Annotated in this window: 23 protein-coding genes; 17 read left to right on the forward strand and 6 right to left on the reverse strand. The window is 61.2% G+C overall.

The window, feature by feature from the left end:
* Positions 1 to 61 precede the first annotated feature (61 nt).
* The 3 genes from R3E82_13290 to R3E82_13300 all read right to left on the reverse strand — a co-directional run bounded on the left by R3E82_13290 (position 62) and on the right by R3E82_13300 (position 2,280).
* The gene (locus R3E82_13290; GenBank protein ID MEZ5551862.1) at positions 62 to 535 is read right to left on the reverse strand and encodes a hypothetical protein; all 474 of its coding nucleotides are present in this window, start codon (positions 533 to 535) and stop codon (positions 62 to 64) included.
* Between the two features lie 162 nt (positions 536 to 697).
* Positions 698 to 1,081, reverse strand: coding sequence for a c-type cytochrome (locus tag R3E82_13295; protein ID MEZ5551863.1), 384 nt, complete (start codon positions 1,079 to 1,081; stop codon positions 698 to 700).
* 41 nt (positions 1,082 to 1,122) lie between these two features.
* Positions 1,123 to 2,280 carry a methionine aminotransferase gene (locus tag R3E82_13300; GenBank protein ID MEZ5551864.1) on the reverse strand — a complete coding sequence of 386 codons (1,158 nt, stop codon included), beginning with the start codon at positions 2,278 to 2,280 and terminating at the stop codon, positions 1,123 to 1,125.
* Positions 2,281 to 2,392: 112 nt separating this feature from the next.
* On the opposite strand from R3E82_13300, the gene R3E82_13305 reads away from it, so the two are divergent.
* The 7 genes from R3E82_13305 to R3E82_13335 all read left to right on the forward strand — a co-directional run bounded on the left by R3E82_13305 (position 2,393) and on the right by R3E82_13335 (position 8,146).
* Positions 2,393 to 3,388 carry a metalloregulator ArsR/SmtB family transcription factor gene (locus R3E82_13305; protein ID MEZ5551865.1) on the forward strand — a complete coding sequence of 332 codons (996 nt, stop codon included), beginning with the start codon at positions 2,393 to 2,395 and terminating at the stop codon, positions 3,386 to 3,388.
* A gap of 39 nt (positions 3,389 to 3,427) precedes the next feature.
* Positions 3,428 to 4,789 carry an adenosylhomocysteinase gene (gene ahcY / locus R3E82_13310; GenBank protein MEZ5551866.1) on the forward strand — a complete coding sequence of 454 codons (1,362 nt, stop codon included), beginning with the start codon at positions 3,428 to 3,430 and terminating at the stop codon, positions 4,787 to 4,789.
* A 14-nt stretch (positions 4,790 to 4,803) separates the two neighbouring features.
* Entirely contained in the window at positions 4,804 to 5,652 is an 849-nt protein-coding gene (locus R3E82_13315; GenBank protein ID MEZ5551867.1) for a hypothetical protein, read from the forward strand.
* Between the two features lie 78 nt (positions 5,653 to 5,730).
* Complete coding sequence (gene tesB / locus R3E82_13320) at positions 5,731 to 6,603, forward strand: acyl-CoA thioesterase II (GenBank protein MEZ5551868.1); 873 nt, start codon at positions 5,731 to 5,733, stop codon at positions 6,601 to 6,603.
* A 198-nt stretch (positions 6,604 to 6,801) separates the two neighbouring features.
* Positions 6,802 to 7,005: a type II toxin-antitoxin system VapB family antitoxin gene (locus tag R3E82_13325; protein MEZ5551869.1), complete on the forward strand. Its 204-nt coding sequence runs from the start codon at positions 6,802 to 6,804 to the stop codon at positions 7,003 to 7,005.
* A complete protein-coding gene (locus tag R3E82_13330; protein ID MEZ5551870.1) occupies positions 7,002 to 7,394 on the forward strand; it encodes a PIN domain nuclease in 393 nt (130 codons plus the stop codon). Before R3E82_13325 ends, R3E82_13330 begins: the two co-directional genes overlap by 4 nt.
* A 146-nt stretch (positions 7,395 to 7,540) precedes the next feature.
* Positions 7,541 to 8,146 carry a methyltransferase domain-containing protein gene (locus R3E82_13335; protein ID MEZ5551871.1) on the forward strand — a complete coding sequence of 202 codons (606 nt, stop codon included), beginning with the start codon at positions 7,541 to 7,543 and terminating at the stop codon, positions 8,144 to 8,146.
* A gap of 604 nt (positions 8,147 to 8,750) precedes the next feature.
* Here R3E82_13335 and R3E82_13340 read toward each other — a convergent pair.
* Positions 8,751 to 10,103 carry an amidohydrolase family protein gene (locus R3E82_13340; GenBank protein ID MEZ5551872.1) on the reverse strand — a complete coding sequence of 451 codons (1,353 nt, stop codon included), beginning with the start codon at positions 10,101 to 10,103 and terminating at the stop codon, positions 8,751 to 8,753.
* 134 nt (positions 10,104 to 10,237) lie between these two features.
* On the opposite strand from R3E82_13340, the gene R3E82_13345 reads away from it, so the two are divergent.
* Genes R3E82_13345 through R3E82_13375 form a run of 7 tightly spaced genes read left to right on the forward strand, consistent with a single transcriptional unit; the run spans position 10,238 to position 18,745 of the window.
* Positions 10,238 to 11,188, forward strand: a complete 951-nt coding sequence (locus R3E82_13345) for a MoxR family ATPase (GenBank protein MEZ5551873.1) — start codon at positions 10,238 to 10,240, stop codon at positions 11,186 to 11,188.
* A gap of 12 nt (positions 11,189 to 11,200) precedes the next feature.
* Positions 11,201 to 12,688: a VWA domain-containing protein gene (locus R3E82_13350; GenBank protein ID MEZ5551874.1), complete on the forward strand. Its 1,488-nt coding sequence runs from the start codon at positions 11,201 to 11,203 to the stop codon at positions 12,686 to 12,688.
* On the forward strand, positions 12,688 to 14,397 hold the full coding sequence (locus R3E82_13355; protein MEZ5551875.1) for a peptide ABC transporter substrate-binding protein: 1,710 nt from the start codon (positions 12,688 to 12,690) through the stop codon (positions 14,395 to 14,397). The genes R3E82_13350 and R3E82_13355 overlap by 1 nt, the downstream gene beginning before the upstream one ends.
* Before the next feature lie 4 nt (positions 14,398 to 14,401).
* Positions 14,402 to 15,334 (forward strand): ABC transporter permease, encoded by a 933-nt coding sequence (locus tag R3E82_13360; protein ID MEZ5551876.1) that lies wholly within the window; start codon positions 14,402 to 14,404, stop codon positions 15,332 to 15,334.
* Between the two features lie 2 nt (positions 15,335 to 15,336).
* Complete coding sequence (locus R3E82_13365; GenBank protein ID MEZ5551877.1) at positions 15,337 to 16,710, forward strand: ABC transporter permease; 1,374 nt, start codon at positions 15,337 to 15,339, stop codon at positions 16,708 to 16,710.
* A gap of 8 nt (positions 16,711 to 16,718) precedes the next feature.
* Positions 16,719 to 17,771 (forward strand): ABC transporter ATP-binding protein, encoded by a 1,053-nt coding sequence (locus tag R3E82_13370; GenBank protein MEZ5551878.1) that lies wholly within the window; start codon positions 16,719 to 16,721, stop codon positions 17,769 to 17,771.
* Positions 17,768 to 18,745 (forward strand): ABC transporter ATP-binding protein, encoded by a 978-nt coding sequence (locus R3E82_13375; protein MEZ5551879.1) that lies wholly within the window; start codon positions 17,768 to 17,770, stop codon positions 18,743 to 18,745. Before R3E82_13370 ends, R3E82_13375 begins: the two co-directional genes overlap by 4 nt.
* 137 nt (positions 18,746 to 18,882) lie before the next feature.
* Here the strand turns inward: R3E82_13375 and R3E82_13380 are convergent, their stop codons facing one another.
* Together R3E82_13380 and R3E82_13385 are read right to left on the reverse strand one after the other, a co-directional pair.
* Positions 18,883 to 21,759, reverse strand: coding sequence for a TonB-dependent receptor (locus tag R3E82_13380; GenBank protein MEZ5551880.1), 2,877 nt, complete (start codon positions 21,757 to 21,759; stop codon positions 18,883 to 18,885).
* Positions 21,760 to 21,938: 179 nt separating this feature from the next.
* Positions 21,939 to 22,481, reverse strand: a complete 543-nt coding sequence (locus tag R3E82_13385) for an NUDIX hydrolase (GenBank protein MEZ5551881.1) — start codon at positions 22,479 to 22,481, stop codon at positions 21,939 to 21,941.
* Between the two features lie 49 nt (positions 22,482 to 22,530).
* Between R3E82_13385 and R3E82_13390 the strand changes: the two genes are divergently transcribed.
* From R3E82_13390 to R3E82_13400, 3 genes are read left to right on the forward strand one after another with little or no spacing between them, the layout of a single operon-like run.
* Complete coding sequence (locus R3E82_13390; GenBank protein MEZ5551882.1) at positions 22,531 to 22,815, forward strand: putative quinol monooxygenase; 285 nt, start codon at positions 22,531 to 22,533, stop codon at positions 22,813 to 22,815.
* Positions 22,816 to 22,861: 46 nt separating this feature from the next.
* Complete coding sequence (locus tag R3E82_13395) at positions 22,862 to 23,548, forward strand: hypothetical protein (protein ID MEZ5551883.1); 687 nt, start codon at positions 22,862 to 22,864, stop codon at positions 23,546 to 23,548.
* Positions 23,545 to 24,153 (forward strand): hypothetical protein, encoded by a 609-nt coding sequence (locus tag R3E82_13400; GenBank protein ID MEZ5551884.1) that lies wholly within the window; start codon positions 23,545 to 23,547, stop codon positions 24,151 to 24,153. The genes R3E82_13395 and R3E82_13400 overlap by 4 nt, the downstream gene beginning before the upstream one ends.
* The last annotated feature ends 24 nt before the right edge of the window (positions 24,154 to 24,177 follow it).

The raw sequence follows: 24,177 nt of genomic DNA on the forward strand, positions 1-24,177 counted from the left end.
CGCGGAATCACAGAATCCGGGTGGTGTTCGAAGCGACACCAACGCATTCACTCACCCGGTTTCAGGGTATTCGCCGGGCCAGTCCGCGGCCGAGTGCGTAACCCGCCGCGGCTGCACCCGGATGCCGGGTCAGCGCGAAAGCCAGTGCCCCCAGTCCGATTCCGGCGATCCAGGATTTCAGCTGGGGACTCTCCGCGCGACCCCGGGTTGCCCGGGAAATGGTATGTTCGCAGTTGTTGGTCAGCAGATGATAGTTCCGACTCCGGTCAGGCAGAACGGTGGCCGTACTCCGGCTGGACGCCACCCCCCGCTGCTCGATCCAGACCCGCTGGCCGGCGCCGAATTCGCTCATGTGGCTGATGTGTTCACCCCGTCCCGGGGCGTTGTGGAGCACCCGGCCGTCGCCGAGCACAAGCCCCTTGTGGCGAACCAGCCCTTTGCGCCGGTACACCACATCGCCTGCTCGAAAAACCGTCATGTGCTGCTCCGCCTTCGCCTCGATGCCATAACCATCCAGTCCGACTGTTTCCTCCACCCAGCCATGCAGGAATCACGCCACCCATCAGACAGCCACAGCCCCCGGAGAATCAGGGCTGTGGCCTGCATGGCGCGAGGGAGCCTGGCTGCCGAAGCCAGAATCTGGTCAATCCGGCAGATATCGCACTTCTTAAGGCGCGCGTCAGGCGCGCCCGTCCTGTTACCTGGATCGGCTGACCATGTACTCTATGGCGGCCGCCATCTCTTCGTCCGAGCAGCTGGTGCACAGGCCCATCGGCGGCATACCGGGCGGAACTCCGCTTTTCGAGGCAGACAGCAGCAGCTCCGGCCCTTTCGCGATCCGCGGTGCCCAGGCTTCCACATCCCCCGTCTTCGGCGCGCCGGCGACCCCGGCTGCATGACAGGAGAAGCAGTAGCGGTTGTAGGTGTCCTCACCGGCAGTGCTCTGCGCACCACCGCCATCGGCACCCGGTTCTCCGCAACCCAGCAACCCTGCAGTGACAGTCAGCAGGAGAGGTCGAAGGCTGCGCTTCGCGTTACGAAAACGGCCATAAGAAGTCGCGAGCAGCTTGAATCTGATCATGTTGTCATCCGTGAGAAGTCAAAGTTCGCGCAGCGCCTGGCTCACAGGCCGCAGAGTATTTCCGCGCCGCGGCGCAGTGTGGCATCGTCCTTCGCAAAGCAGAAGCGCAGCACCCGGGCCTGGGGATCCTGCTCGTAGAATCCGGACACGGGGATCGACGCGATCTTCGCTTCGCAGGTCAGGCGCCGGGCGAGGTCCAGGTCCCGCTCCGCAGAGAAACGAGAATAATCGAGCAGCTGGAAGTAGGTGCCCGCACTGGGCACCACATCGAATGCAGAGTCAGCCAGCAGGGAGCAGAACAGGTCCCGCTTGCGCTGATAGAAATCCCCCAGACCACGATGGTATTCCGGATGGGCGACCAGATAATCCGCCAGTCCGAGCTGTACCGGCGTGTTCGAAGTGAAAGTAACGTACTGATGGATGCGCCTGAACTCCAGCGTAAGGTCCGCAGGCGCACAGCAGTAGCCGATCTTCCAGCCGGTGGCGTGATAGGTCTTGCCGAAGGAACTCACCACGAAACTGCGTGCGAAGAGTTCGGGATAGCGGCACAGACTCTGATGGGTGCGGCCATCGAAGAGAATGTGCTCATACACCTCATCCGCGAGCAGATAGATCTCCCGATCGGCGATGATGGTGCGCAGCGCTTCGATGTCGGCGACATCCCAGACCGTGCCCGTGGGATTGTGGGGCGTGTTCAGAATGATCAGCCGGGTACGCCCGTTCACCAGATCCGCGACTCGACCCCAGTCGATGGCGTAGCCTGGGGGCAGCATGGGAACATGTCGGGTGATGCCACCCTGCAGACGCACCACCGGTTCGTAGCTGTCATAAGCCGGATCGAAGACGATGACTTCATCCCCGGCGGAGACCAGGGCCGCAATTGCACAGAACAGTGCCTCGGTTGCTCCGGAGGTCACGGTCACTTCCGTAACTGGATCGAGGCTGCGGCCATACAGGTCTTCCACCTTGCCGCAGATGGCCTCCCGGAGTGCCGTCACGCCCATCATCGGCGCGTACTGATTGTGACCGTGGGTCAGGTAGTGCTGCACCGCTTCGAGCAGTGGCGGCGGGCAGTCGAAATCCGGAAAGCCCTGGGACAGATTCAACGCATTCTGCTCCCGCGCAAGCTCAGACATCAGGGTAAATATGGTCGTGCCGATGTCGGGCAGCTTGCTGCGGATTGGGGCTGATGCATTCATGGCCGCGCATTCTGACATGCGGATGCGATTTTCCAATATCAAAATATTTTGATATTCACCTGCCACGCTGCTAGCATCCCCGGCCCGATCATCCGGCCTCACCCTGCAACCCATGGCCCTGACAGCCCGCATTGACGACGCTCCCGCGAGAGGTATCGCTGCACCAGCCGGCATCGATCAGCTTGTGGCGCTCGGCAAGGCAGTAGGCGATGTGCTTCGTGCCGGGGTTCTGCAGGTGCTGCACGAAGACTCCTATTCGGTGACCGAGCTGTGCGAACTCTTTCAGGTTCCCCAACCGGCCCTCAGCCACCACCTGAAAATCCTGCACGGCGCCGGACTGCTGGCCAAGCGCCGTGAGGGCAACAGCATTTTTTACCGCCGCGCATCCGCAGCAGACAGCGCACTGCGGCAGGCGCTGTTCGGCGCACTGGATCAGACCAGACTGCCCGCCGAGGTCGCGCAGCGCATTCGCGCCATACATGCCGCGCGAAGGAAACGCAGCGAGGAGTTCTTCGCACAGAACGCCACGGATATCGCGAGCGAACAGGCCCAGATCTGTGAGAGCGCCGTCTATACCGAGACGATTTCCGAGCTGATCTGCGAGTTGCTGGCTGCAGGACTGCCTGCTGAACACGCTCTCGAGGTCGGACCCGGTGATGGACACTTGTTGCGCTGGCTGGCCGGCACCTTCGAGCGGGTAACCGGGCTGGACAGCTCGGAACGCATGCTCGAGGCAGCCCGGGCCGGCACCCGGGGCATCGCCAATCTGCGCCTGTCCCATCGGGATTTTCACGAGCAGGCCGATCAGCGCCGCTATCAGCTCATCGTCGCTGCGATGGTGGTGCACCATCAGGCCTCACCCTCGGGATTTTTCCAGAAAGCCGCGAGGATTCTGAAATCCGGCGGCGCACTGATCGTCGCCGAACTGTGCAGCCACGATCAGCAGTGGGCGAGTGACGCCTGCGGCGATCTGTGGCTGGGCTTCGACACGGCGGACCTCACGCAGTGGGCCGAAACTGCCGGTCTGATCTGCAGCCACTCCCAGTACCTCGCCCAGAAAAACGGCTTTCGCATCCAGGTGCAGTGTTATCGACTGCCCGCAAACTGAACGACCCGGACTCACAACCACCCACGGAAAACCAGGAACATGACCGACTACAAAGTAGCCAATATGGAACTCGCCAACTTCGGCCGCATGGAAATCACGCTGGCCGAAGCCGAAATGCCGGCCCTGATGGCGCTGCGCCGCAAGTACGCGAAGGACCAGCCCCTGGCCGGCGCAAAGATCATCGGCTGCATCCACATGACCGTGCAGACGGCGGTGCTCATCGAAACCCTGACCGCACTGGGCGCCGAAGTCCGCTGGTCGTCCTGCAACATCTTCTCAACCCAGGATCACGCGGCAGCCGCCATGGCCGCGGCGGGTATTCCCGTGTTTGCGTGGAAGGGAGAGACCGAGGAAGAGTACTGGTGGTGCATCGAACAGACCATCAACAAAGACGGCAGGCCCTGGGACGCCAACCTGCTGCTCGATGACGGCGGCGATCTCACCGAACTGCTGCACAAAAAGTATCCGCAGATGCTCAAGCATGTGCATGGCATTTCCGAAGAGACCACCACCGGTGTGCATCGTCTGCTGGAGATGATCAAGCGGGGCGAACTCAAGGTCCCTGCAATCAACGTCAACGATTCTGTGACCAAGTCGAAAAACGACAACCGCTATGGCTGCCGCCACAGTCTCAATGACGCCATCAAGCGCGGTACCGACATGCTCATGGCCGGGAAACGCGCTCTGGTGATCGGCTATGGCGACGTCGGCAAGGGCTCGGCCCAGAGCCTGCGCCAGGAAGGCATGATCGTGCGCGTGGTCGAAATCGATCCGATCTGCGCGATGCAGGCCTGCATGGACGGCTACGAAGTCGTTTCAGCCTATAACAAAGGCGTCAACACCGGCCGTCTCGAAGACATCGACCAGCGTCTGCTCAAAGATACCGATCTCATCGTGACCTGTACCGGCAATGTCGGCGTGTGCGATGCCAGCATGCTCAAATCGGTGAAGCGCGGTGCGGTGATCTGCAACATCGGCCACTTTGACAACGAAATCGACACCGCCTTCATGCGTTCGAACTGGAAGTGGCAGAAGATTAAGGACCAGGTTCATCAGATCTTCCGCAGCGACGATGCCTCGGACTACATCATCCTGCTGTCCGAGGGACGGCTGGTGAACCTAGGCAACGCCATGGGCCACCCCTCCCGGATCATGGACGGCTCCTTCGCCAACCAGGTGCTGGCGCAGATGCACCTGTACGACCAGCGCTGGGCCGACCAGCCGGACAATCAGCGCGCACCGATCGCTGTGGAAGTACTGCCGAAAAAACTCGACGAAGAGGTCGCCCAGCTCATGGTTGCCGGTTTCGGCGGTGTCGTCACCCGGCTCACGGATGCCCAGGCCGGCTACATCGGGGTGAGCGGCGAAGGCCCCTTCAAACCCGAAAGCTACAAGTACTGAAGCCCACGACTGCCATGGCCCCGCTTGCCTGCCCGACAGAAGCCCAATGGTATGCGCACTGGGGCGAGGCCACGCGTCGCGCGGAGGATCCGGCGGCACTGGCCGCACTCGGTGGTGCTGCGGCAGATCGACTTGCCTGGGTATTCGTCAGCGGCTACCAGGCCGCGGTGCGCCATTGTTTTCCCGAGTTCCCGGACCAGGGGTGGACGTGTTTCGCAGCGGCCGAGTCTGAACGCTCACCAGGCTGCACCCTGACAGAGGCAGACGGCCATGCGCTGCTCAACGGCACCAAGTCCTGGATCGCCGGGGCGGGATCTGTGGATCACCTGGTGGTGAGTATCGGGCAGGATGAAAGCATGGAATTCGTGGCGGTGGAACGGACCGCTCCCGGGGTAACCATCGAGCTGCCCCGCACGCCGACTTTCCTCGCGGAAATGAACCAGGGGGTCGCACACTTTGACCAGGTGTCGATCGCCCCGGATCGTCGCCTCCAGGCACCGCTACGCAGGCACTGGTTCCGCGCTGCGGAGCCGCTGTTCATACTCATTGCTCTGAACGCCTGCATCGCAGCCCATGCCCGGGGGCTCGCCTCGCACGCAGCGGGATCGGTGCCCGCTATGGCGTCGGCGGCCGCAGTCGCAGCCGAGGCGGATGCCACAGCCGCACAGGGCAGAGGCCTGGCAGTAACCATCCCGGACAGGACGCGGATCAAAGCCGCGCTGGCCGACTACCGGTTAAAAACAGCCGCCGTCGTCAGCAGCTTCGAGAAGATCGTGCTGGCACAGACTCCCCACGCCCTGCAGGATTCCTGGCGCAAGGACGGCCGGCTACTTGCCATGTTTGGAGTCGCAGCACCCGGTTGAACCACAACCGGAGTTGCCACCACGGACCAGCCCACTACAATACCGCGCCGCCAGCCAGCCAGAATCGGAAGCCGCCCTTTGAGCGAACCCATCAATGAACTGATCGCCCTGCTCGACCTCGAAGAGATCGAGAAGAACCACTATCGCGCCACCAGCCCCAGCGAGGGCTGGCAGCGGGTCTATGGGGGTCAGGTGATCGGCCAGGCCCTGGTGGCGGCGTCCCGAACCGTACCCGAGGATCGCCACGCCCACTCCCTGCACGGCTACTTTCTGCGGCCGGGAGACACCCGTGTGCCCATCCTCTACACCGTGGATCGCATCCGCGACGGCCGCAGCTTCACCACCCGCCGGGTGGTCGCCGTGCAGCACGGCCGGGCGATCTTCAACATGTCCATCTCCTTCCACACCGAGGAGCCGGGCTTCGACCACCAGATGCCCATGCCGGAGAGCCCCCAGCCGGATCTGCTCCAGGATGAGCGGGAACTGCGCATGGACTGGTCGAGCCGGCTGCCGCCGGAATATGCGGATGCCTTCAACCGGGAGCGTCCCATCGATGTGCGGCCCGTGAATCCAATGGACATCTTCAAGCCGGAAAAGCGACCGCCTTTCCAGATGTGCTGGATGAAGTCCCGGGATCCCCTGCCCGACGATCCGCGCCTGCACCAGTGTGTGCTGGCCTATCTCTCCGACTGGTCCCTGCTCGACACCGCCACCCTGCCCCATGCGGTGAGTTTCACCCAGGGCAATCTGCAGATGGCGAGCCTGGATCACGCCATGTGGTTCCACCGGCCCTTCCGCGCCGACGAGTGGCTGCTGTATGTGCAGGACAGTCCCAGCGCCAGCGGCGCCCGCGGACTGAACCGGGGCCTGATCTACAACCAGAAAGGGGTGCTGGTCGCCTCAGCGGCACAGGAAGGCCTGATCCGCATGCACGACACCGCAGCAGGCTGACAGCCAGTACAGGCGGACGACACTCCTGCAACCGGCGCCGCCTCACTGGTAATGGGTGAATCGGCCTGCAGGCCAGGAAGCCAAAGGCCGGTTCGATTGGGAGGCGTTTTGCTCCAGCCTGGCCGTCCAGCTTACTCTGCAGAACAGCCGATGGACGTTCCTGAAGATCTATCGCGAAATCTGGTGTATTGTTGGTGTATGGCACGCACCAACATCGACATCGATGAAGCCGCCTGCGCCGAAGTCATGCGCAGGTACCAGCTGTCCAGCAAACGCGACGCTGTCAATCTCGCCCTGCGCACACTGGCCGCTGAACCCCTTACGCTGCCCGCCGCCCGGTCGCTGCGCGGCTCCGGCTGGGAAGGCGATCTTGATGAGCTGCGGCGCACTCGCAGCACTTGATTCTCATCGATAGCTCAGCCTGGATAGAGTTCCTGCGCGACACCGGTAGTGTTGTGTGCGAGCGGGTCGATGCACTGCTTGATTACGAGATTGCAACAAGCGATCCAATACGCATGGAGATTCTCGCCGGCGCCCGCGATGATGCGCATCTGGCGCAACTGCGCGGATTGCTCGCTCGAGCCACTCAAATCTCGACTGAGCCGATCGACTACGAGCAGGCCGCCCTGCTCTACCGGCGCTGCAGAAGCAACGGGGAAACGGTCCGCAGACTGATCGACTGCCTGATTGCAGCCACGGCAATCCGCGCAGGCGTCTCCCTGCTCCACTTCGACAGTGACTTTTCAACCCTCGCCCGATGGACGGATCTGCGCCTGGATGACGCTGTTTGAACCCTACCCCGGTGCGCAGACCCGACAGTAAACCCATGCCCGACATCTGCGACAGGTTGTCCTGACATCCGCCGTTACAGTCGGTAACCCGGCGTAATCCCCGACCGCTCTACAATGGGGTCTCCGCAATTCGGAGATTCGACGTGATGAAAATTGCTCCTGTGCTGTGGATGCTGATCCTGCTGGCCGGATGTGAGGGCGTCAGTAACGACGAAGCACACCGGGTGCAGGACGTCCTGGGTATTTCGAACGGCGTGCGGGTCGCCGACATCGGTGCGGGGCAGGGAGATCTCACCGCGCACCTGGCCGGCGCGGTGGGCGCATCCGGCCGGGTCTACGCCACTGAGATCGACGCCACTCTGCTCGAGCAGCTCGCCGCCCGTTTCGCCGCCCTGCCTCAGGTGAGCGTGCTGCCTGCCGGTACACACACAAGCGGTCTGCCCGACGCCTGTTGTGAAGCCCTGGTCATGCGCAACGTCTACCATCACCTGAGCGATCCGGAGCCGATCCTGGCGAGCCTGCACGCGGCGCTGGTACCCGGCGGGCGCCTGCTCATCATCGACTTCGGACCCTCCTGGCTGCTCGCCCCCTGGACACCGGACGATCTACCCGCTGATCGAACCGGCCACGGCATCGAGCCGGAGATCATCGTGCGCGAGGCACAGGCACGGGGCTTTGAGCTGGACAGACTGCTGCCGGACTGGGCGCAGGGGGGTCATGGGGCTTTTGCGGTGCTGCTGCGGAGGCCTTAACCCTCGATTCTTCATTGATTCACGACCGAATGGAGAGGCATGGGTGTCGCGAGCTTTGGCTCTTTCGGGTGGCCTGTTTTCGGAGCGTATTGAGAGGCTGGGGGGAGATAGGGGGTGTGTCGGACCTACGCTCGGGCCCTCCGGGCTTTCCTCGATTGGCGGAGTTGCCTCGCGCAGGAACACGAGTCAATCCGCCGCGCTCGGCCTCGCTCCACGGTCCGACACACCCCCTATCTCCCCCCAGCTTCACGATGGATCCAAGACGGGACAGTCAGAGCGGAACAGCAACACCATGCGTGATTCGTGTTTAGCTCAGAAAATGCAGATCGAGCTGCACGACCTGCCCTGAGTTCTATCGAGGCGCACAGCCTGGGAACTCGGAAACAGTGAGAGAGCGGGGGCGAGGAGGGGCAATCCCGGGCCGTGTAGCGAGGCCGAGTGCGGCTATTTGACTTGCGGGCTTCCCGCGGGGCAAATCGCTAAACGAGGGCACAGCGGAGCTGCCGAGCGAGGCCCGGGATTACCCCTCCTCGCCCACGCCCTGATCAACCCATTTCCGAACTCCCAACGCTAAACGCCCAGGTGAATTGGTGACACCGCGACGTCAGATCCCATCCTGCCGATACACGACCCCTTCCTTCATCACGAAGTGCACCCGGCCAAACTCCGCAGGGTCACTCAGCGGATCGCCCGGCACAGCAATGATGTCCGCGTACTTCCCGGTATCGATACTGCCCAGCGTATCCGACTGCCCGAGCAGTTCCGCCGCATTGACCGTGGCGCTGACTATGGCAGCCATGGCCGGCATGCCCGCTTCGATCATGTAGGTGAACTCCTTCCAGTTGTCGCCGTGGGGTGAGACGCCGGTATCTGTGCCGAAAGCGATCGGCACCCCGGCCGCGTAGGCCCGGGCAAAGGTGTCCTGAATGAGCGGACCGATGGCGGCGGCCTTGGGTCGCACGAAGTCGGAAAAGTAGCCGGGGACCTCTGACTTCTCTGCCACGAATCGGCCCGCAATGATCGTAGGCACATACCAGGTGCCCCGCTGCTTCATGAGTTTCATGATCTCCGGGGTCATGTAGGTACCATGTTCGATCGAATCGACTCCGCCCAGTACCGCACGCCGCATGCCTTCTGCGCCGTGGGCGTGGGCCGCCACCTTGAATCCGTAATCCCTGGCCGCGGCCACCATGGCTTCGATCTCGGCGATCGTGAACTGGGGGTTTTCCCCGCTTTTCGCCTGACTGAGCACACCGCCCGTCGCGGTGATCTTGATGAGATCCGAGCCTTCCTGATAGCGCGAACGGACCGCCTTGTAGGCTTCGTCCGGCGAATTGATCACCCCGGCAGCCGGTCCCGGATCGAATTCGAGTTCCTGGTTGCGGCCGTTGCTCGGATCGCCATGTCCGCCACTGGTCGCAATGCCCTTGCCCGCCGTGAAAATGCGCGGGCCGACCACCAGACCCTCCGCTACGGCACGGCGCAGCGACTGGGCAATGCCGTGGCTGGTGCCCAGGTCCCTGACCGTCGTGAATCCCGCCAGCAGGGTGCGTTCGGCGTACACCACACTGCGGTAGGCATGATCGGCGGGATTCAGGGTGAAGGCTTCGATCTGCCGGTTCGGGCTCTGCTCGCTGGCGATGTGCACGTGCATGTCGAGCCAGCCCGGCATGACGGTCGACGCGGTCAGATCGATCACCCGCTCACCCGGTCGGTAGCCGGCCTCCACCGCCTGGATCCGCCCGTCGACGACGATGATCGAGCGCTCCGGCAGCACCCGTTGCCCGCTCACGTCGATGAGCCGGCCGGCATGGATGATCTGCGCGCCGCTCTGTGCCGCTGCAACGGGCCCGGAAAGCGCCCAGCAGACTACCGTCAGCGCAACTGTCTGCGAGGCTGCCAGCAGGACTGAGAGCAGTTTCCCGCCGCGCACCCCGGATTCATTGACTGTCTTCATCTGATAGCTCCCTCCTTCAGGCGGCTTTTCCGCCCGATCCCCCGACCAGGCCCTTTGGTGTACATCATGCTGCACCGCAGCGATAATACTGCGTTTTGCGCCCAGTCCGGGCCGAAGATCGGGGAATCATTTAAGTGGCAGAAAAGAAAGTCGATATCGCCAAAATCACCGAATCCGTCGCTGCGCTGAAGGCGGATTTCGACGATCACCGCTACATCTGCAGCGATCAGATCGCCACTGCCGTGTACCTTGCCTATCACCTGCGCAAGCCGGTGCTCATCGAAGGTCCACCGGGCGTCGGTAAAACCGAGCTCGCCAAGACCACGGCGGAGATGTTCGAACTGCCCCTGATCCGCCTGCAGTGCTACGAAGGCCTGGATGAGTCCAAAGCCATCTACGAATGGAAATACGGCAAGCAGCTCCTCTACACCCAGGTCCTCAAGGAGACCCTGGACGAAGTGCTGCAGGGTGCGAAGGGTTTCGCCGAGTCCGTGGGTCGGCTGCACGAGTTCGGCGACATCTTCTTCTCCGAGGAATTTCTCGAGCCCCGCCCGCTGCTGAAAGCCCTGAAGACCGAAGGCGGCTGTGTGCTCCTCATCGATGAAGTGGACAAGTCGGACCACGAATTTGAGTCCCTGCTGCTGGAAATGCTTTCGGACTTCCAGGTATCTATCCCCGAAATCGGCACGGTGAAGGCAGTAACCGCCCCGCCCATCGTGTTTCTCACCAGCAACAACACGCGGGAGATTTCGGACGCCCTGAAGCGCCGCTGCCTGCACCTGTACATCCCGTTCCCGGATCAGGAACTCGAGCAGCGCATCATTCACGCCCGGGTTCCGGAGATTCCCCCGGAGTTGCGGCGCCAGCTGGTGTCCTTCATCCAGCAGCTGCGCGAGCTGGATCTGAAAAAGGTGCCCGCGATCTCTGAAACCATCGACTGGGCCCGCACCCTGCTGCTGCTGCACAGCGAAACCCTCGACCCTCAGCTCGTGCGCGACACGCTGAATGTGATCCTGAAGTTCCAGGAAGACATCGAGAACGTGGATGCGGAGATCAGCACTCTGACCAGCAAGGCACTCAAGTAGCGGGCTGTCTGCGTGGATCGCACCCTCACCAGCTTCATCCGGGCACTGCGCAACGCCGAAGTCAGGGTTTCCACAGCCGAAACTCTCGATGCCTTCAATGCGGTGGAGCTGGTCGGTTACGAGGACCGGGCCTTTCTGAAACGCTCCCTGTCCCTTGTGCTGCCGAAAACCCAGGACGAAAAAGAGGCCTTCGAGAACTGCTTCGACCAGTTCTTCAGCTTCAAGGACGTGCGCGGCGCCCGGGGTGACGGATCCCGGGACGGCGAAGGGGAAGAGGAAGACGGTGAAGGGGGCGGCGAGGGCGAAGGTGGCGGCGCCGGTGGTGAAGAACAGCGCAGCAAAGGGCCCAAGGGCAAAGGCAAGTCGAAGAAAAAGAAAGGCGCCATCGGCGAAGAGGAAGAGGAACCCGATCTCGGCCCAGGTAAAACCAGTGAAGCGACTTCGCCCCTGGGCCAGCTGCTGATGCAGAATTCCCGGGTCGAACTGACCGTGGCCATGTCCGCCGCAGGCGAGGCGGTCGATCTCCAGGAAATCCAGGTCTTCACCCAGAAGGGGCTTTTTACCCGTCGCATCATGGAAGAGATGGGACTGGGCGAACTCAACCGCGAAATCAGCGACACCCGGGACAGCCGCGCGATCGCCGACCGACGCCTCTCCCAGGAGCTGCGCCGGCGCCGCGACTGGTTGCGGGAGCAGGTCCGGGATTACGTGGAGCAGCAGTTCATGCTGCATGCGGATGCCGGTGGCAAACGCCTCAGAGAAGAGCTGCTGCGCAAGGTGAAGCTCTCCAACATCGAGCAGCGTAACTTCCGCCTGGTCCAGGAAATCGTTTTCCGCATGGCGAAGAAGCTCACCACCATGCACTCCCGGCGTAAAAAGGTATTCAAGCGCGGCGCGCTCAACATCTCCCGCACCCTGCGCCACAACATGAGCTACGACGGCGCGATCTTCAATCTGCACTGGAAATCGGTGAAGATCGACCGGCCCAAGGTTTTTGCAATCTGCGACGTTTCGGGATCTGTGGCCAACTACGCGCGCTTCATGCTGATGTTTCTCTACAGCCTCGAAGAAGTAATGCCCAAGGTCCGCTCTTTCGCTTTCAGCTCGGACCTGGCCGAAGTCACCGAACTCTTCGATCGCAACAAGCTCGAAGACGCCATCGCCAAAACCCTGCGCGACTATGCGGGAGGCTCCACCGACTATGGTCAAGCCCTGTCCGATTTCAAAAAGCAGTGTCTGGATCAGGTGGACAACCGCACCACCGTGATCATTCTGGGAGATGCGCGCAACAACTACGGTGAAGCGCGTACAGAGATCATGAAGGAGATCTACGACCGCTGTAAGCGCCTGATCTGGCTCAATCCGGAGGCTCGAACTTCCTGGAACGTGGGCGATTCGGAAATGCGCAAATACGGCGCCTACTGTCACCAGGTGGAAGAGTGCAACAGCCTGATGCACCTGGAGCGCATCGTCGGCAATCTGCTCAGGGTCGTCCAGTAGTGGCGACAAGTCCCGGAGCAGATCCGGCAGTCTCGGAAGACGCTTTCAATAGAGCCGCCGGCCGCCAGCTGCTGCTGTTCGCCGCGCTCGCCATCGGTGGTATCGCATTGCTCATGCTGGGTCTGTCCTGGGCATCGAGCCTTACCGGCAGCGCTTCGGGCAATGCGGATGCCGCCGACCCGCGCACGTCCACGGTAACCGCCTTCCTCCGCGAAGAGCCACCTCAGCTGGACAGTTCCCGTGCCACCGATCAGGTCAGCGGCATGGTGCTCGGCCATGTGATCGAGGGTCTGCTGCGCCACGACGAAAACAATCAGCTCGCCCCCGGGGTTGCCGAACGCTGGGAGATCACCGCCGGAGGTGCCACTTTCTGGCTGAGGGAAAACGCGAAATGGAGCGACGGGAAGCCCGTTACCGCCCATGATTTCGTGTTTGCATGGCGGCTGGCGGTGGATCCGAAAACTGCGTCGGAATACGCCTACATTCTGTACCCGCTCAAAAACGGCGAAGCCATCAATAACGGTGAGTTGCCCCTTGAGGCGCTGGGCGCGGTGGCCGTCGACGACCGCACCCTGTCTGTTACCTTCGAGCAGCCAATCGCCTACTTCGAAAAACTGGCCGCCTTCTCCACCTACTATCCCATCCGGGAAGACTTCTTCCGCTCGACCAACGGCGCCTATGGTGCGGACGCAGACACCCTGCTCTACAACGGCCCCTACTCGATATCCCGCTGGGTGCACGGCGCCAGTCTGCGGATGGAGCGCAATCCCCACTACTGGAATCCGGACCGCTCCACGGTCCAGACCCTGGACTTTGCCTACATCACCTCCGACGCCAACGCGACCCTGAATCTCTTCAAAGACGGCAAGATCGCCTATGCGACCCTGCTCGCGGAAAACCTCAATGAAGCCATGGTGCAGCGCTGGCAAATCAACCGCTTCATGGATGGCGGGGTGTTCTATATCGAGTTCAACCATCGCGAGGGCCGCCTCACCGGTAATCACAATCTGCGCCGGGCCATGCAACTGGCAAACGATTCCGCCGAGCTTGTCTACAAGGTCACCAAACTGCCCGGCTATCTGCCGGGTGAAACCCTGTTTCCGGTCTGGCTCAAAGGCGTGAACGGATTCTTCCGGGAAGAGTATCCGGCGTCCCAGCCCGCCTTTGACCCTGCTGCCGCCCGCCGGCATCTGGAACTGGCCAAAGCGGAACTGGGATTGAAAGCAATTCCCCCCCTGGTGCTGCTCTCCGGCGACAACCCGGTCTCCAACATACAGGCCGAGTACTACCAGCAGGTGTTCCGCAAACACCTCGGCATCGAGCTGAAGATCGACAAACAGATCTTCAAGCAGCGTCTCGCCAAGATGCTGGCCGGCGACTTCGACCTGGTGCTCGCCGGCTGGGGACCCGACTACGACGATCCGCTCACCTTCGGCGATCTCTTCTCCTCCTGGAACATGAACAATCGCGGTCGCTACAACAATCCCGCCCTCGATGCCCAGGTGCGTATCGCCCAGCGCTCACAGGACCCCCGCACCCGGATGGACGCCTTCGGGGAGATTCAGAAAATTCTGATCGACGACGCGGTCATCCTGCCCAACTACGAGCGCGGCGTGGTCTATGTGACCCACCCGGGCATCAGCGGCCTGGTGCGTCGTGCTGTGGGCCCGGACCCGGACTTCACCAACATCCGCTTCAAGGGGAACTAGAAGCGTGTGGCGTTATTCCGTAAAGCGGCTGGTGCAGGGGGTGATCACGGTCTGGTTCATCGCGACCGCCACCTTCTTTGCGATGCACAACGTGCCCGGCGATCCCCTGGTGAATGATCGCGCGGTCACCGCCGAGATCCGCGCAAACCTCGAAGCCAAATACGGACTCAACAAGCCCATCCACGAGCAGTACCTCATCTACATGGGCAACATCCTCAAAGGTGACTTCGGTATCTCCTTCACCCAGAAGAACCGACAGGTCAATGACATCATCCGCGAGCATTTCCCCATCTCTGCCATTCTCGGCATCCTCGCCGTGGTGTTCGCCGGGCTCGGTGGCGTGCTCTGGGGCGCACTGACTGCCCTGTACCGCAACAAGCTGCCGGACTTCATCATCATGTTTCTGGTGATTCTCGGCATCTCGGTACCGAGCTTCGTGGTGGCCGCGCTGAGCCAGCTGACCCTGGTGAATCTGAACAATCTGTTCGGCTATTCGGTGTTGCCGGTGGCGGGCTGGGGCTCCATCTGGCACATGCTGGTGCCTGCCATGGTGCTCGGACTGGGCACCATGGCCTATCTCACCCGGCTCATGCGCTCTTCCATGCTGGAAATCGTGAGCGCTGATTTCATCCGCACCGCCAAGGCCAAAGGTCTGCCCGCCACCCGGATTTTCACCCGGCACCAGTTGCGCAACGCGGTGCTGCCGGTGATTACCGTGCTGGGCCCCTCCATTGCGGCCATCACCACCGGCGGTTTCGTGGTGGAACTGGTCTTCGCGATTCCCGGCCTCGGCCGCTACTTCGTGCAGGCCGTGCAGCAGCTCGACTACACGGTGATCATGGGCACAACCGTGTTCTACGGCGCTTTTCTGGTGTTCATGGTGATCGTGGTTGACCTGCTGTATGGGCTGATCGATCCCAGGGTGAGGCTCGACTGAGCATGTCTGAACTCACCACACTGGGTCCGGCCGATTTTCAGCCCCTGCATCACGATGAACGTGCGCGCACCGGCTCGCGACCTTCCCAGTCTTACTGGCAGGATGCCTGGCGTCGATTGAAGTCCAACACCCGGGCGCTTGTGTCGCTGTATATCGTGGGCGGGCTGCTGGCCTTCACGATTCTCGGCCCGGTGTTCTGGCGCGTGGATCCTGCCGCTCAGGATGTGGATCAGATCAGCCTGCCGCCGGGCGCTGACCGAAGCGCCCGCATCGTCGCACCCCATCGCCCCTGGGACGGTACATCGCTGTTGCCTGACACACCCGGCTTGCGGCTTGCCGAGACCGCCACCAACGAAGGCGTGCGGCTGCTCTGGGAGCCGGTGCAGGGTGCCACCAGCTATCACATTTACCGGAGTCTGTTCCCGGTCGGCACAGATCGGGCTCTCGGCCTGCCGCTGATGGAAAACTTCGGGACGGATAACACCCGCTTCGAAGACAGACTGGATCTCACCCCCAGGACCTATCACTACTCGGTGATCGCCTACGCTGCTGGCGGAACCGAAGTCGGTTTCGAAACCCTGGAAGTACAGGTGAAGCGGGTCATCACCCTCGAGCAGGCCCGGGAAGCCGGACTGGTCGCTCCCGACGAGACGGTGAACCTGGGGGATGAAGTCTTCCTCGCCATTCATCCGCTGGGCACCGACTATCTGGGACGCGATCTGCTCGCCCGACTGATGCATGGCGCCCGGGTGTCGCTGTTCATCGGCATTGTCGCGCCCTTCCTCTACGTGCTCTTCGGCGTGGTCTACGGCAGTGCGGCTGGCTTCATCGGCGGACGCTTCGACTCGGTGCTCATGCGTTTCGCCGACTTCGTGGTCGCCCTGCCTTTCCTGCTCTTCATGATTCTCTTCAAGATCGCCTTCGGTATCGGGCCGGGTGAATCCGGCATCCTGCCACTGCTGGTCGCACTCGTGCTGCTGTCCTGGCCTGCCACCTCCCGGCTGGTACGCGGTCAGATCCTGCAGATCCGCGAAGAAGGCTACATCGGGGCCTCCCGGCTGCTGGGCGCACGCCGCAGCTACCTGGTGCTGCGGCACATGATCCCCAACACCATGGGCGTGATTCTGGTTACCCTCACCTTTGCAGTGCCCAGCGCGATTTTTACCGAAGCCTTCCTGTCTTTCATTGGTATGGGCGTCGCACCACCCACACCTTCCTGGGGCAGCATGTGCAACGAAGGCATCAAGACCATGCTCACCACGCCTCATGAACTGATCTTCCCCGCACTTGCGATCAGCATCACCGTGCTCGCCTTCAACCTGCTCGGTGACGGTCTGCGGGATGCACTGGACGCCCGGATGCGGTCTACAGAATGAGTGAAGCGATGAAAAACCCGCTGCTGGAAGTCGACAATCTGCGGGTCGAGTTTTCAACCTATGGCGGCATCGTGCAGGCCGTGCGCGGTGTGAGCTTCCGGGTCGGGGCGGGGGAAACCCTCGCCATCGTCGGCGAATCCGGCTGCGGCAAGAGTGTCACCGTGCAGAGCATGATGGGACTGATCCCCATGCCACCGGGGCGCATCACCGAAGGCCGCGCACGACTGCGTGGCACAGACATCCTCGGCCGCAAGTCCATCGACGGCAAGGACATCCGCGGACGGGAGATCGGCATGATCTTTCAGGATCCGATGACCTCACTCAACCCGACCATGAGCATCGGTGCCCAGATCGCAGAGCCGCTGGAAGTACACAAAGGCTACTCGCGCAAACGGGCACTGGCCCGGGCGGTGGAGCTCCTGGAAATGACCCGGATTCCGGAAGCCGCCAAGCGCGCGAAGCAGTATCCGTTTGAGTTTTCCGGCGGCATGCTGCAGCGGGCCATGATCGCCATGGCGATTTCCTGCGGGCCAGCCATCCTCATCGCCGACGAGCCCACCACCGCACTGGATGTGACCATCCAGGCCCAGATCCTCGACCTGCTGCGCGATCTGCAGCGGGAGACGGGCATGGCCATCGTGCTGATCACCCACGATCTCGGTGTGGTGGCGCGCATGGCAGACGAGGTGCTGGTGATGTACGCCGGGCAGATCGTCGAGCGCGGCACGGTAGACGACGTGTTCTACCGTTCTGCACACCCCTACACCCTGGGCCTGCGCCACGCGATGCCCAGCAACGACCCTGCCGGCGATCATGTGCTCAAGCCGATCGATGGCAGCCCGCCCGATCTGTTTCATCCCCCCGCGGGGTGCGGTTACTTCGCGCGATGTCCGCACGCGATGCGGGTCTGCGAAAACCGGGATCCAGGCGCCTTTACCATCGGTGAACGCCACAGCAGCCGCTGCTGGTTACACCATGAATCCGCGCCACAGAGGGTCTCCGAACTCTACTACCCGACGCCAGCTCCAGGTCCAGATCCAGGTCCGGAGACACTGGCATGAGTGACGTGCTGCTCGAAACCATCGAACTCACCAAACACTTTCCCCTGGGCCGGGGTCAGACCGTGCACGCGCTCGACGGTGTCAGTCTGCAGATCGCACCCCGGGAGATTGTCGGTCTGGTGGGCGAGAGCGGATCGGGCAAGTCCACCTATGGCAAAGCCCTGATCGGCCTGCACGATAAAACCTCGGGCGATGTGATTTTCAAAGGCGAACGTCTGCCGCGGAAGTATCGACCCCAGGATTTTCAGCGCCATGCCGCCAGCATGCAGATGATCTTTCAGGATCCCTACTCCTCGCTCAATCCACGCATGACCATCGGTGAGATCATCGGTGAAGGTCTGCGACTGCACACCCGGTTGAGCGCGGTCGAAATCCGCGAGCGGGTTGCCAGCTGGCTCGAGCGTGTGGGACTCAACGCGGATCACATGTCCCGCTATCCCCATGAGTTTTCCGGCGGCCAGCGTCAGCGTATCGGCATTGCCCGGGCGCTGATCATGGAGCCGGAATTCATCGTCTGCGACGAACCCATTTCCGCACTGGATGTCTCAGTGCAGGCCCAGGTGGTGAACCTGCTCGATGACCTGAAGCGTTCGATGGGACTGACGATGCTGTTCATCGCACATGACCTGTCCATGGTGCGCTATGTCAGCGATCGCATGGCGGTGATGTATCTCGGCACCCTGGTGGAAGTCGGTCCGGCCAACGACGTATTTTTCCGGCCGAAGCATCCCTATACGGACATTCTGGTGCATTCGAATCCCGAGCCGGATCCGGAATCCGAGCGCAAGCGCGCCTCCACCACCATCCGCGGGGAAATCCCCAGCCCGGTGAACGTGAAACCCGGCTGCCGGTTTGCCGGACGGTGTCCGAAGGTGATGGATGTGTGCCGCGCCACCACGCCGGTGCTGATTCCGCTGAAAGATGCGGAGTCGCCAGCCCAGACCCGCATGGTTGCCTGCCACCTGTATTCCTGAAGCCCGCGTGCGTCGTCAGTCACACCGACAGAATGTTCACCCACGCACGAACGGCATTTTTCAGCCAAAGAAAAGGGGCGCACTGAGCGCCCCTTTCACTTTCGCACTGCCGGCAACTCAAGTTGCCGAAGTGTGGATCAGTAGTTACCCATCATGTAGGTGAATTCCACACCGTACAGTCTCGGCACTGTGGTGGTACCACTGTGTGCGAACTGCTCCTGTTCGCCGTCGGTGAGCACCTGCAGCAGACCAACGTCGTCGAAGACGTTGTTCACGAAACCGGACACGATCCAGTTTCCGCCACCGCTGGTGTATGTTGCCCGCAGGTCGACCCGATCGTAGGCATCGGCTTTCTCAGCCTCTGCTTCGAACGCGGAGTAATACACCTCGGAAATCCAGCTGTAGGTGCCGAACAGTTCCAGACTGGCACCACCGGCGAGCGGCATTGCGTAGCTGGCCCAGGCGGTTGCCTTGCCTTCCGGAACCTGCAGGACCTTGTTGCCCTTCACATTGGTGGTCAGCTCATCCTGGCCTTCGAAGATCGACTCGGGCCGCTCGAAGCTGCTGGGATCCTTGATGAAGAAGTCTTCCGAGTACTCGCTCGGGGTCCAGCTGAAATTACCACCCAGGGTGATCCGGTCGGTGGCCAGCCAGGTGATTTCACCTTCAATACCGTAGATGTCAGCACCGGGTGCTGCCAGTACGGAAGTCGTGATGCCACCCAGAGAAGTCACTTCGCTGGCGGTGGTGTGGATGTGTGAGTAATCGTAGTAGTAGAAGGATCCGTTCACCTGCAGAGTGTCATCCAGCCACTGGGTCTTGTAGCCGATCTCGTAGGCCACCAGCTCTTCCGGCTCGTAGGTCGGAGTGTTGGAGAAGAACACCAGGTTGTAGCCACCGGAGCGGTATCCGGTCGTGACCGAGTAGTACATCATCGCGGAATCGTTGATGTTCCAGTCGAGGTTGGCGCGCCAGGTGATCTTGTCATCCGTGCGCTTGAAGGGACGGTAGACGGATAAGGCAATTGGCACACCACCGTTTACGTACAGATCCTGCACCGGTGTGTATCCGCCATTGCCATCCGGAACGATGCCACCAAACGAGGCATTGAACGCACCGATACCGGCCGTCGGTATCGCACCACCCAGCGTACTTTCGGTGTAGCGCCACAGGTTCTCCTCCGCGGTGACTTTGTCTTCTGCGTAGCGGATACCCAGTGTCAGGGTGAAAGCTTCGTTGATGTCCCATACACCCTGGGTGTAGAAGGCGAAGGCATCCCGCTCGGTCTTGGTGGCATACAACAGGTCAGAACCAACAGTATTCGGGCCGTGAATCACGTTCATGCCATCGTTTGAGCCGTCGTCGCCGCCCCAGTTCGAAAGCTGGAGGTTGTCGTTGCGTGTTGCACCCGGAATGAATCCAGTCCCGAGATCCTCTGCCGTATTGTTCACAGCATAGTTCCGCTCACAGGTTGGTGCCGGGGTCGCGGAATTGGTGCAGCTATTGCGCGCAGAGAACAGCGTAACCTGCGGAAACGCAGATGGCGGAAGGAAACCAACCGGGAATGCCTGAGTCATACGGCCGGTACCCAGAGAAGTATAGTAGTCCCCGCGCTGGTTGATCTGGGCATCGTAGAAGAAGATACCCGAAGTGACCGACACCGTATCGGTGATATCCCAGAACGCCTGGAGTTCGTGGGACATGTAGGTGGCTTCGTGGTTCACGTAGTACTGACGGTCAAATACCTGGCTGGCAGTACGGTCGTCGTCGGCGATCCGCTCATAGGACAGATCGCTCAGACCGAAGATGTACTTGAGTTGCAGATCTTCGTTCACATCCCATGAGGCCGTGAACTGGGTGCCTTCCTGTTCGAATTCTTCCCAGTTGTGGCCGTTGGTGGCACCGCAGACGTCGTCTCCGGAGATGCTGCCCGGGAATACGCAGTCGTTGTACTCGGCCAGTGTTTCCGCAGTAGACACTCCGAAGCCGTCCAGCGAAGAGGTATAGACAGGGAAGCCGTCGAAGTCGCCGTAGTCGACACCCGCGCGAACAGGCTGTGTGTTGACCGGAGCGCCCGTTACCGGATCGTTGTAAACGGTGATCGGCCGGCTGGTGTCATAGAAGGTGCTCTGCAGATAGTTCGCCTGTGCCGTGTTTGCCGTATCAATGCGACGGTGGCCGGGCACCAGCGAGTCCGTGTAGCGGGAATTCACGCCGTTTTCGTTCAGCATCACCAGACCCGCGGCATCCGCACCGCCGAAGACACGGTCGGTCTTCATCCAGTTATGACGCGCATTGAATTCCAGATAATCGGTTGGCGTGTACTTCAACTGCAGCGAGGTTGCATCGGTGCCAAGGCTGTCCAGATCCGGACCACCACCGATGTCTTCGATCGTACCGTCGCGATTCCGATCGGCGATGGTGGCACGTCCGTACAGTTTGCCGGGCACCAGAGGACCCGAGACTGCACCGTAAATTTCCTGGGTGTCGAAGTTACCCAGAATGCCTTTCACCGCGCCTTCGAACTCTTCGGTCGGCTCCTTATAAAGGATATTGATTGCGCCGCCGACGGCGTTACGGCCGTACAGGGTGCCCTGGGGGCCGCGCAGCACTTCGATCCGCTCCACATCCCAGAAGGTGGCGGCCGTTGCCGTCAACAGGTCTTCTGAGTAGACACCGTTCATGTAGGTCGACACACCCGGGTCACCGCCGAGTGCGCGGAAGTTACGGCCCACACCACGGATGGTGGCGTCGTAGGGCTGAATGGTGGTTGCAGGCACAAAGTTCTGCAGGTCTTCCTGATTCCGGATACCGAAATCATCGAGAAACTGGTCGGTGAACGCGGTGATCGAAATCGAAGTATCCTGAACAGAAGCTTCCTTCCGTTCTGCGGTTACGATGACTTCCTCGATCCGTCGTCCGCCTTCTTCAGCAGCAAAAACGCTGCCTGTTGCGGTGCTGAGAAGTACCGCAGCAGGTATCACACGCGCAAGGCGTGACAAGGCAGTAGGCATGAAAATCCCCTCCATATGACTCAATCAGTACGTCCAGGCCGAGACGGATATTCCGCTCTCTCCACAACCCGGATCGACAGGCCGAACAGTTAACGGAATTGATATAAGGGAGTCAATAGGTCAATCGTACGCAGAGTAATGGTGTCGGACTGTTGGTGTTACTTTCGGTAACACCACGCTCATGCATGCGCCCTCAGCCACTTTTCCGCCATTCTCAACATGGATGGCTCATCGGTGTAGTCCCGGATTCTGACAATGGGAACCCAGGCGAGATCGTGAGACTCATCGGACACCTTGAATCCTTCGCCATCAGAAGCACGGAAAGCGAATCGAAGATCGAAGTGATGGTGCGCCGGATCCGCTTTCCGGGCAGGGATCAGATGCACGTCCAGATCGAAAACAGACTCCCACACGTGACTGACGCGCAGGCCGGATTCTTCCTGTGCTTCACGCCGCGCAACTTCAAATGAATCCGGGTCTCCGTCGCTGTGACCGCCCAGCTGAAGCCAGCGATCCAGTTTGCGGTGATGGGTAAGCAGCACACGGGTGCCTGCCCTGTCCACAACCCATGCCGATCCGGTCACATGCCCGGCCCAGCAGTCACGCTCAAAGCAGCGCGCATTTTGATTCACGAAGTCACGGAACCGCTCGACCGTATCCATCTCGGATGGATATCGCGTGGCGTACTCTTCGATCAACTGCCGAACACGTTGCCTGTGCATCCGAATGCCTCGATACTGATTGCCTCACACATTCTACGGAGTCCGAAACATGTTGGCAGTCATCGCAAATCTGAAGGTCGCAGCAGGCAAGGAAGAGGAATTCGAGAAGGTCATGCTGGCGCTGGCCGCAGACGTCCGTGCCAAGGAACCCGGCAACGAGATGTACACCCTCTGCAAGGACGCCGATGGCAATTATCTGATGCTCGAGCTCTACAAAGATGCAGACGCACTGGCGCTGCATGGCCAGACCGAACACTTCAAAGCCGCAGGCCCGAAATTCGCGGGGCTGATGGCAGGGCGGCCGGACATCCAGCGGCTCGAAGTCATCGGCTGATTCAGCACCCCTCGCCGATCAGAAGCCGCACGCGCGGTTTGCCATTGTGTCCCTCGCTCAGGCTTACCGCGCAATCTGGCTGCTGATGTCGCTTCCCTGGGCAGAGTATGCCTACTCGCAATCATTCGAATGTCGTGACGTCGAACCTTCCAGGGCCGGACATCACCATGTGCACCAGTACCTGACGGATCAGCTTGGCAAGCCCCCGGTGGAGTTTGGCTACTGTGTACACGAGTACTCACCGCGCTGGGTGGCGAGGTGGGAACCCTTCGAGGAGGTGAAACGCGATGATGGCCGCTGGCAGCGCTACGCGACGGCCAGGTGCTGGGATCGCAGCAACGATTTCTTCTGTCAGATTACCGAGCATGTGGTTGCGGGAAACTCACACGTCGTCGTGGACATCAGAAAATGCGAGATCGATATCAGTACTGTGGCAGAAATCCACGCAGCCGCAGCAGGTGCATACCCCGGATTCGAGATGGTGCAGATCGCGTACACGGTGGTTGAGGATGGTGGCGCCTGGTCGGCAGCAGACTACGGCTACGAAGTTCGACTGGCCGAACCACCGGAATTCGAAGGTGGTGTGGTGCGTCGTTTCATCAAGCGCTGCAATGCAGGTCAATGCGGCTGGCAGGATGGTGGCGGTACCGCAAGCTGGATTGGTGGAATCAGTGAACTGAGTATTCTGCGTCGTCAGAACAACGATCCGATGATCGAGTACGTAGAGCCGTGAGCCGACTCTGGCTGGCCATTGCGCTGCTCGTCAGCCTGCCCGTCCAGGGGCTTGCGTCGGACTGTGTGCTGCTCAACCCGGATTCCGACGCCTACGGACTGGCAAAGAGATCAATGTCCGGTCACCTTCCGGTCGATCTCACAGAAATAGAGGATTGCGGTGTTGCAGGCTACTCCCGGCTGTTCAAAGCGACGGTCGACGTGTTTGAAAACCATGAAGGCTGGGCGCGCTCCGGCAGCATTCGATGCTGGCAACACAGTCGGACCCGGGCCGGCGATCCCTACCATTGCGGCCGAACTATCCTCAACAGCAACGACTCCCTCGGCGTCCGTCTGGTGTCCAGACACGACATACCACTTCCGGTTGTTGCCGACGCGGCGGTCGCGATGATCCAGAAACTGGCCGGCGAGGACGAACTCACATGGATGGACTACGTGCCGGTGGATTGCGGCGGCGCCTGGTCAATCGACGGCCACGGCTTCCTCATGAAGCTGAAATCCCGGGAGCCGGGAAGCCGCCGGCAGTTTCTCGCGAAAAAAAACTGCTCCCCCACACCCTGCCAATGGGACATCGAAGAAATCGACCCGGAAACCTGGGTCAACTGACCTGATTCCAACACGAAGACTGCT

It is taken from the genome of Pseudomonadales bacterium (genome assembly GCA_041395945.1).
Lineage (GTDB): Bacteria > Pseudomonadota > Gammaproteobacteria > Pseudomonadales > Azotimanducaceae > SZUA-309.

Bases quoted from the DNA above. Each gene is read 5' to 3' on its own strand.
- R3E82_13335 (MEZ5551871.1), top strand. From the start codon at position 7,541: ATGAAAATTGCTCCTGTGCTGTGGATGCTGATCCTGCTGGCCGGATGT.
- R3E82_13295 (MEZ5551863.1), bottom strand. From the start codon at position 1,081: ATGATCAGATTCAAGCTGCTCGCGACTTCTTATGGCCGTTTTCGTAAC.
- R3E82_13340 (MEZ5551872.1), bottom strand. From the start codon at position 10,103: ATGAAGACAGTCAATGAATCCGGGGTGCGCGGCGGGAAACTGCTCTCA.
- R3E82_13300 (MEZ5551864.1), bottom strand. From the start codon at position 2,280: ATGAATGCATCAGCCCCAATCCGCAGCAAGCTGCCCGACATCGGCACG.
- R3E82_13390 (MEZ5551882.1), top strand. From the start codon at position 22,531: ATGTTGGCAGTCATCGCAAATCTGAAGGTCGCAGCAGGCAAGGAAGAG.
- ahcY (MEZ5551866.1), top strand. From the start codon at position 3,428: ATGACCGACTACAAAGTAGCCAATATGGAACTCGCCAACTTCGGCCGC.
- R3E82_13325 (MEZ5551869.1), top strand. From the start codon at position 6,802: ATGGCACGCACCAACATCGACATCGATGAAGCCGCCTGCGCCGAAGTC.
- R3E82_13365 (MEZ5551877.1), top strand. From the start codon at position 15,337: ATGTCTGAACTCACCACACTGGGTCCGGCCGATTTTCAGCCCCTGCAT.
- R3E82_13315 (MEZ5551867.1), top strand. From the start codon at position 4,804: ATGGCCCCGCTTGCCTGCCCGACAGAAGCCCAATGGTATGCGCACTGG.
- R3E82_13375 (MEZ5551879.1), top strand. From the start codon at position 17,768: ATGAGTGACGTGCTGCTCGAAACCATCGAACTCACCAAACACTTTCCC.
- R3E82_13385 (MEZ5551881.1), bottom strand. From the start codon at position 22,481: ATGCACAGGCAACGTGTTCGGCAGTTGATCGAAGAGTACGCCACGCGA.
- R3E82_13305 (MEZ5551865.1), top strand. From the start codon at position 2,393: ATGGCCCTGACAGCCCGCATTGACGACGCTCCCGCGAGAGGTATCGCT.
- R3E82_13380 (MEZ5551880.1), bottom strand. From the start codon at position 21,759: ATGCCTACTGCCTTGTCACGCCTTGCGCGTGTGATACCTGCTGCGGTA.
- R3E82_13370 (MEZ5551878.1), top strand. From the start codon at position 16,719: ATGAAAAACCCGCTGCTGGAAGTCGACAATCTGCGGGTCGAGTTTTCA.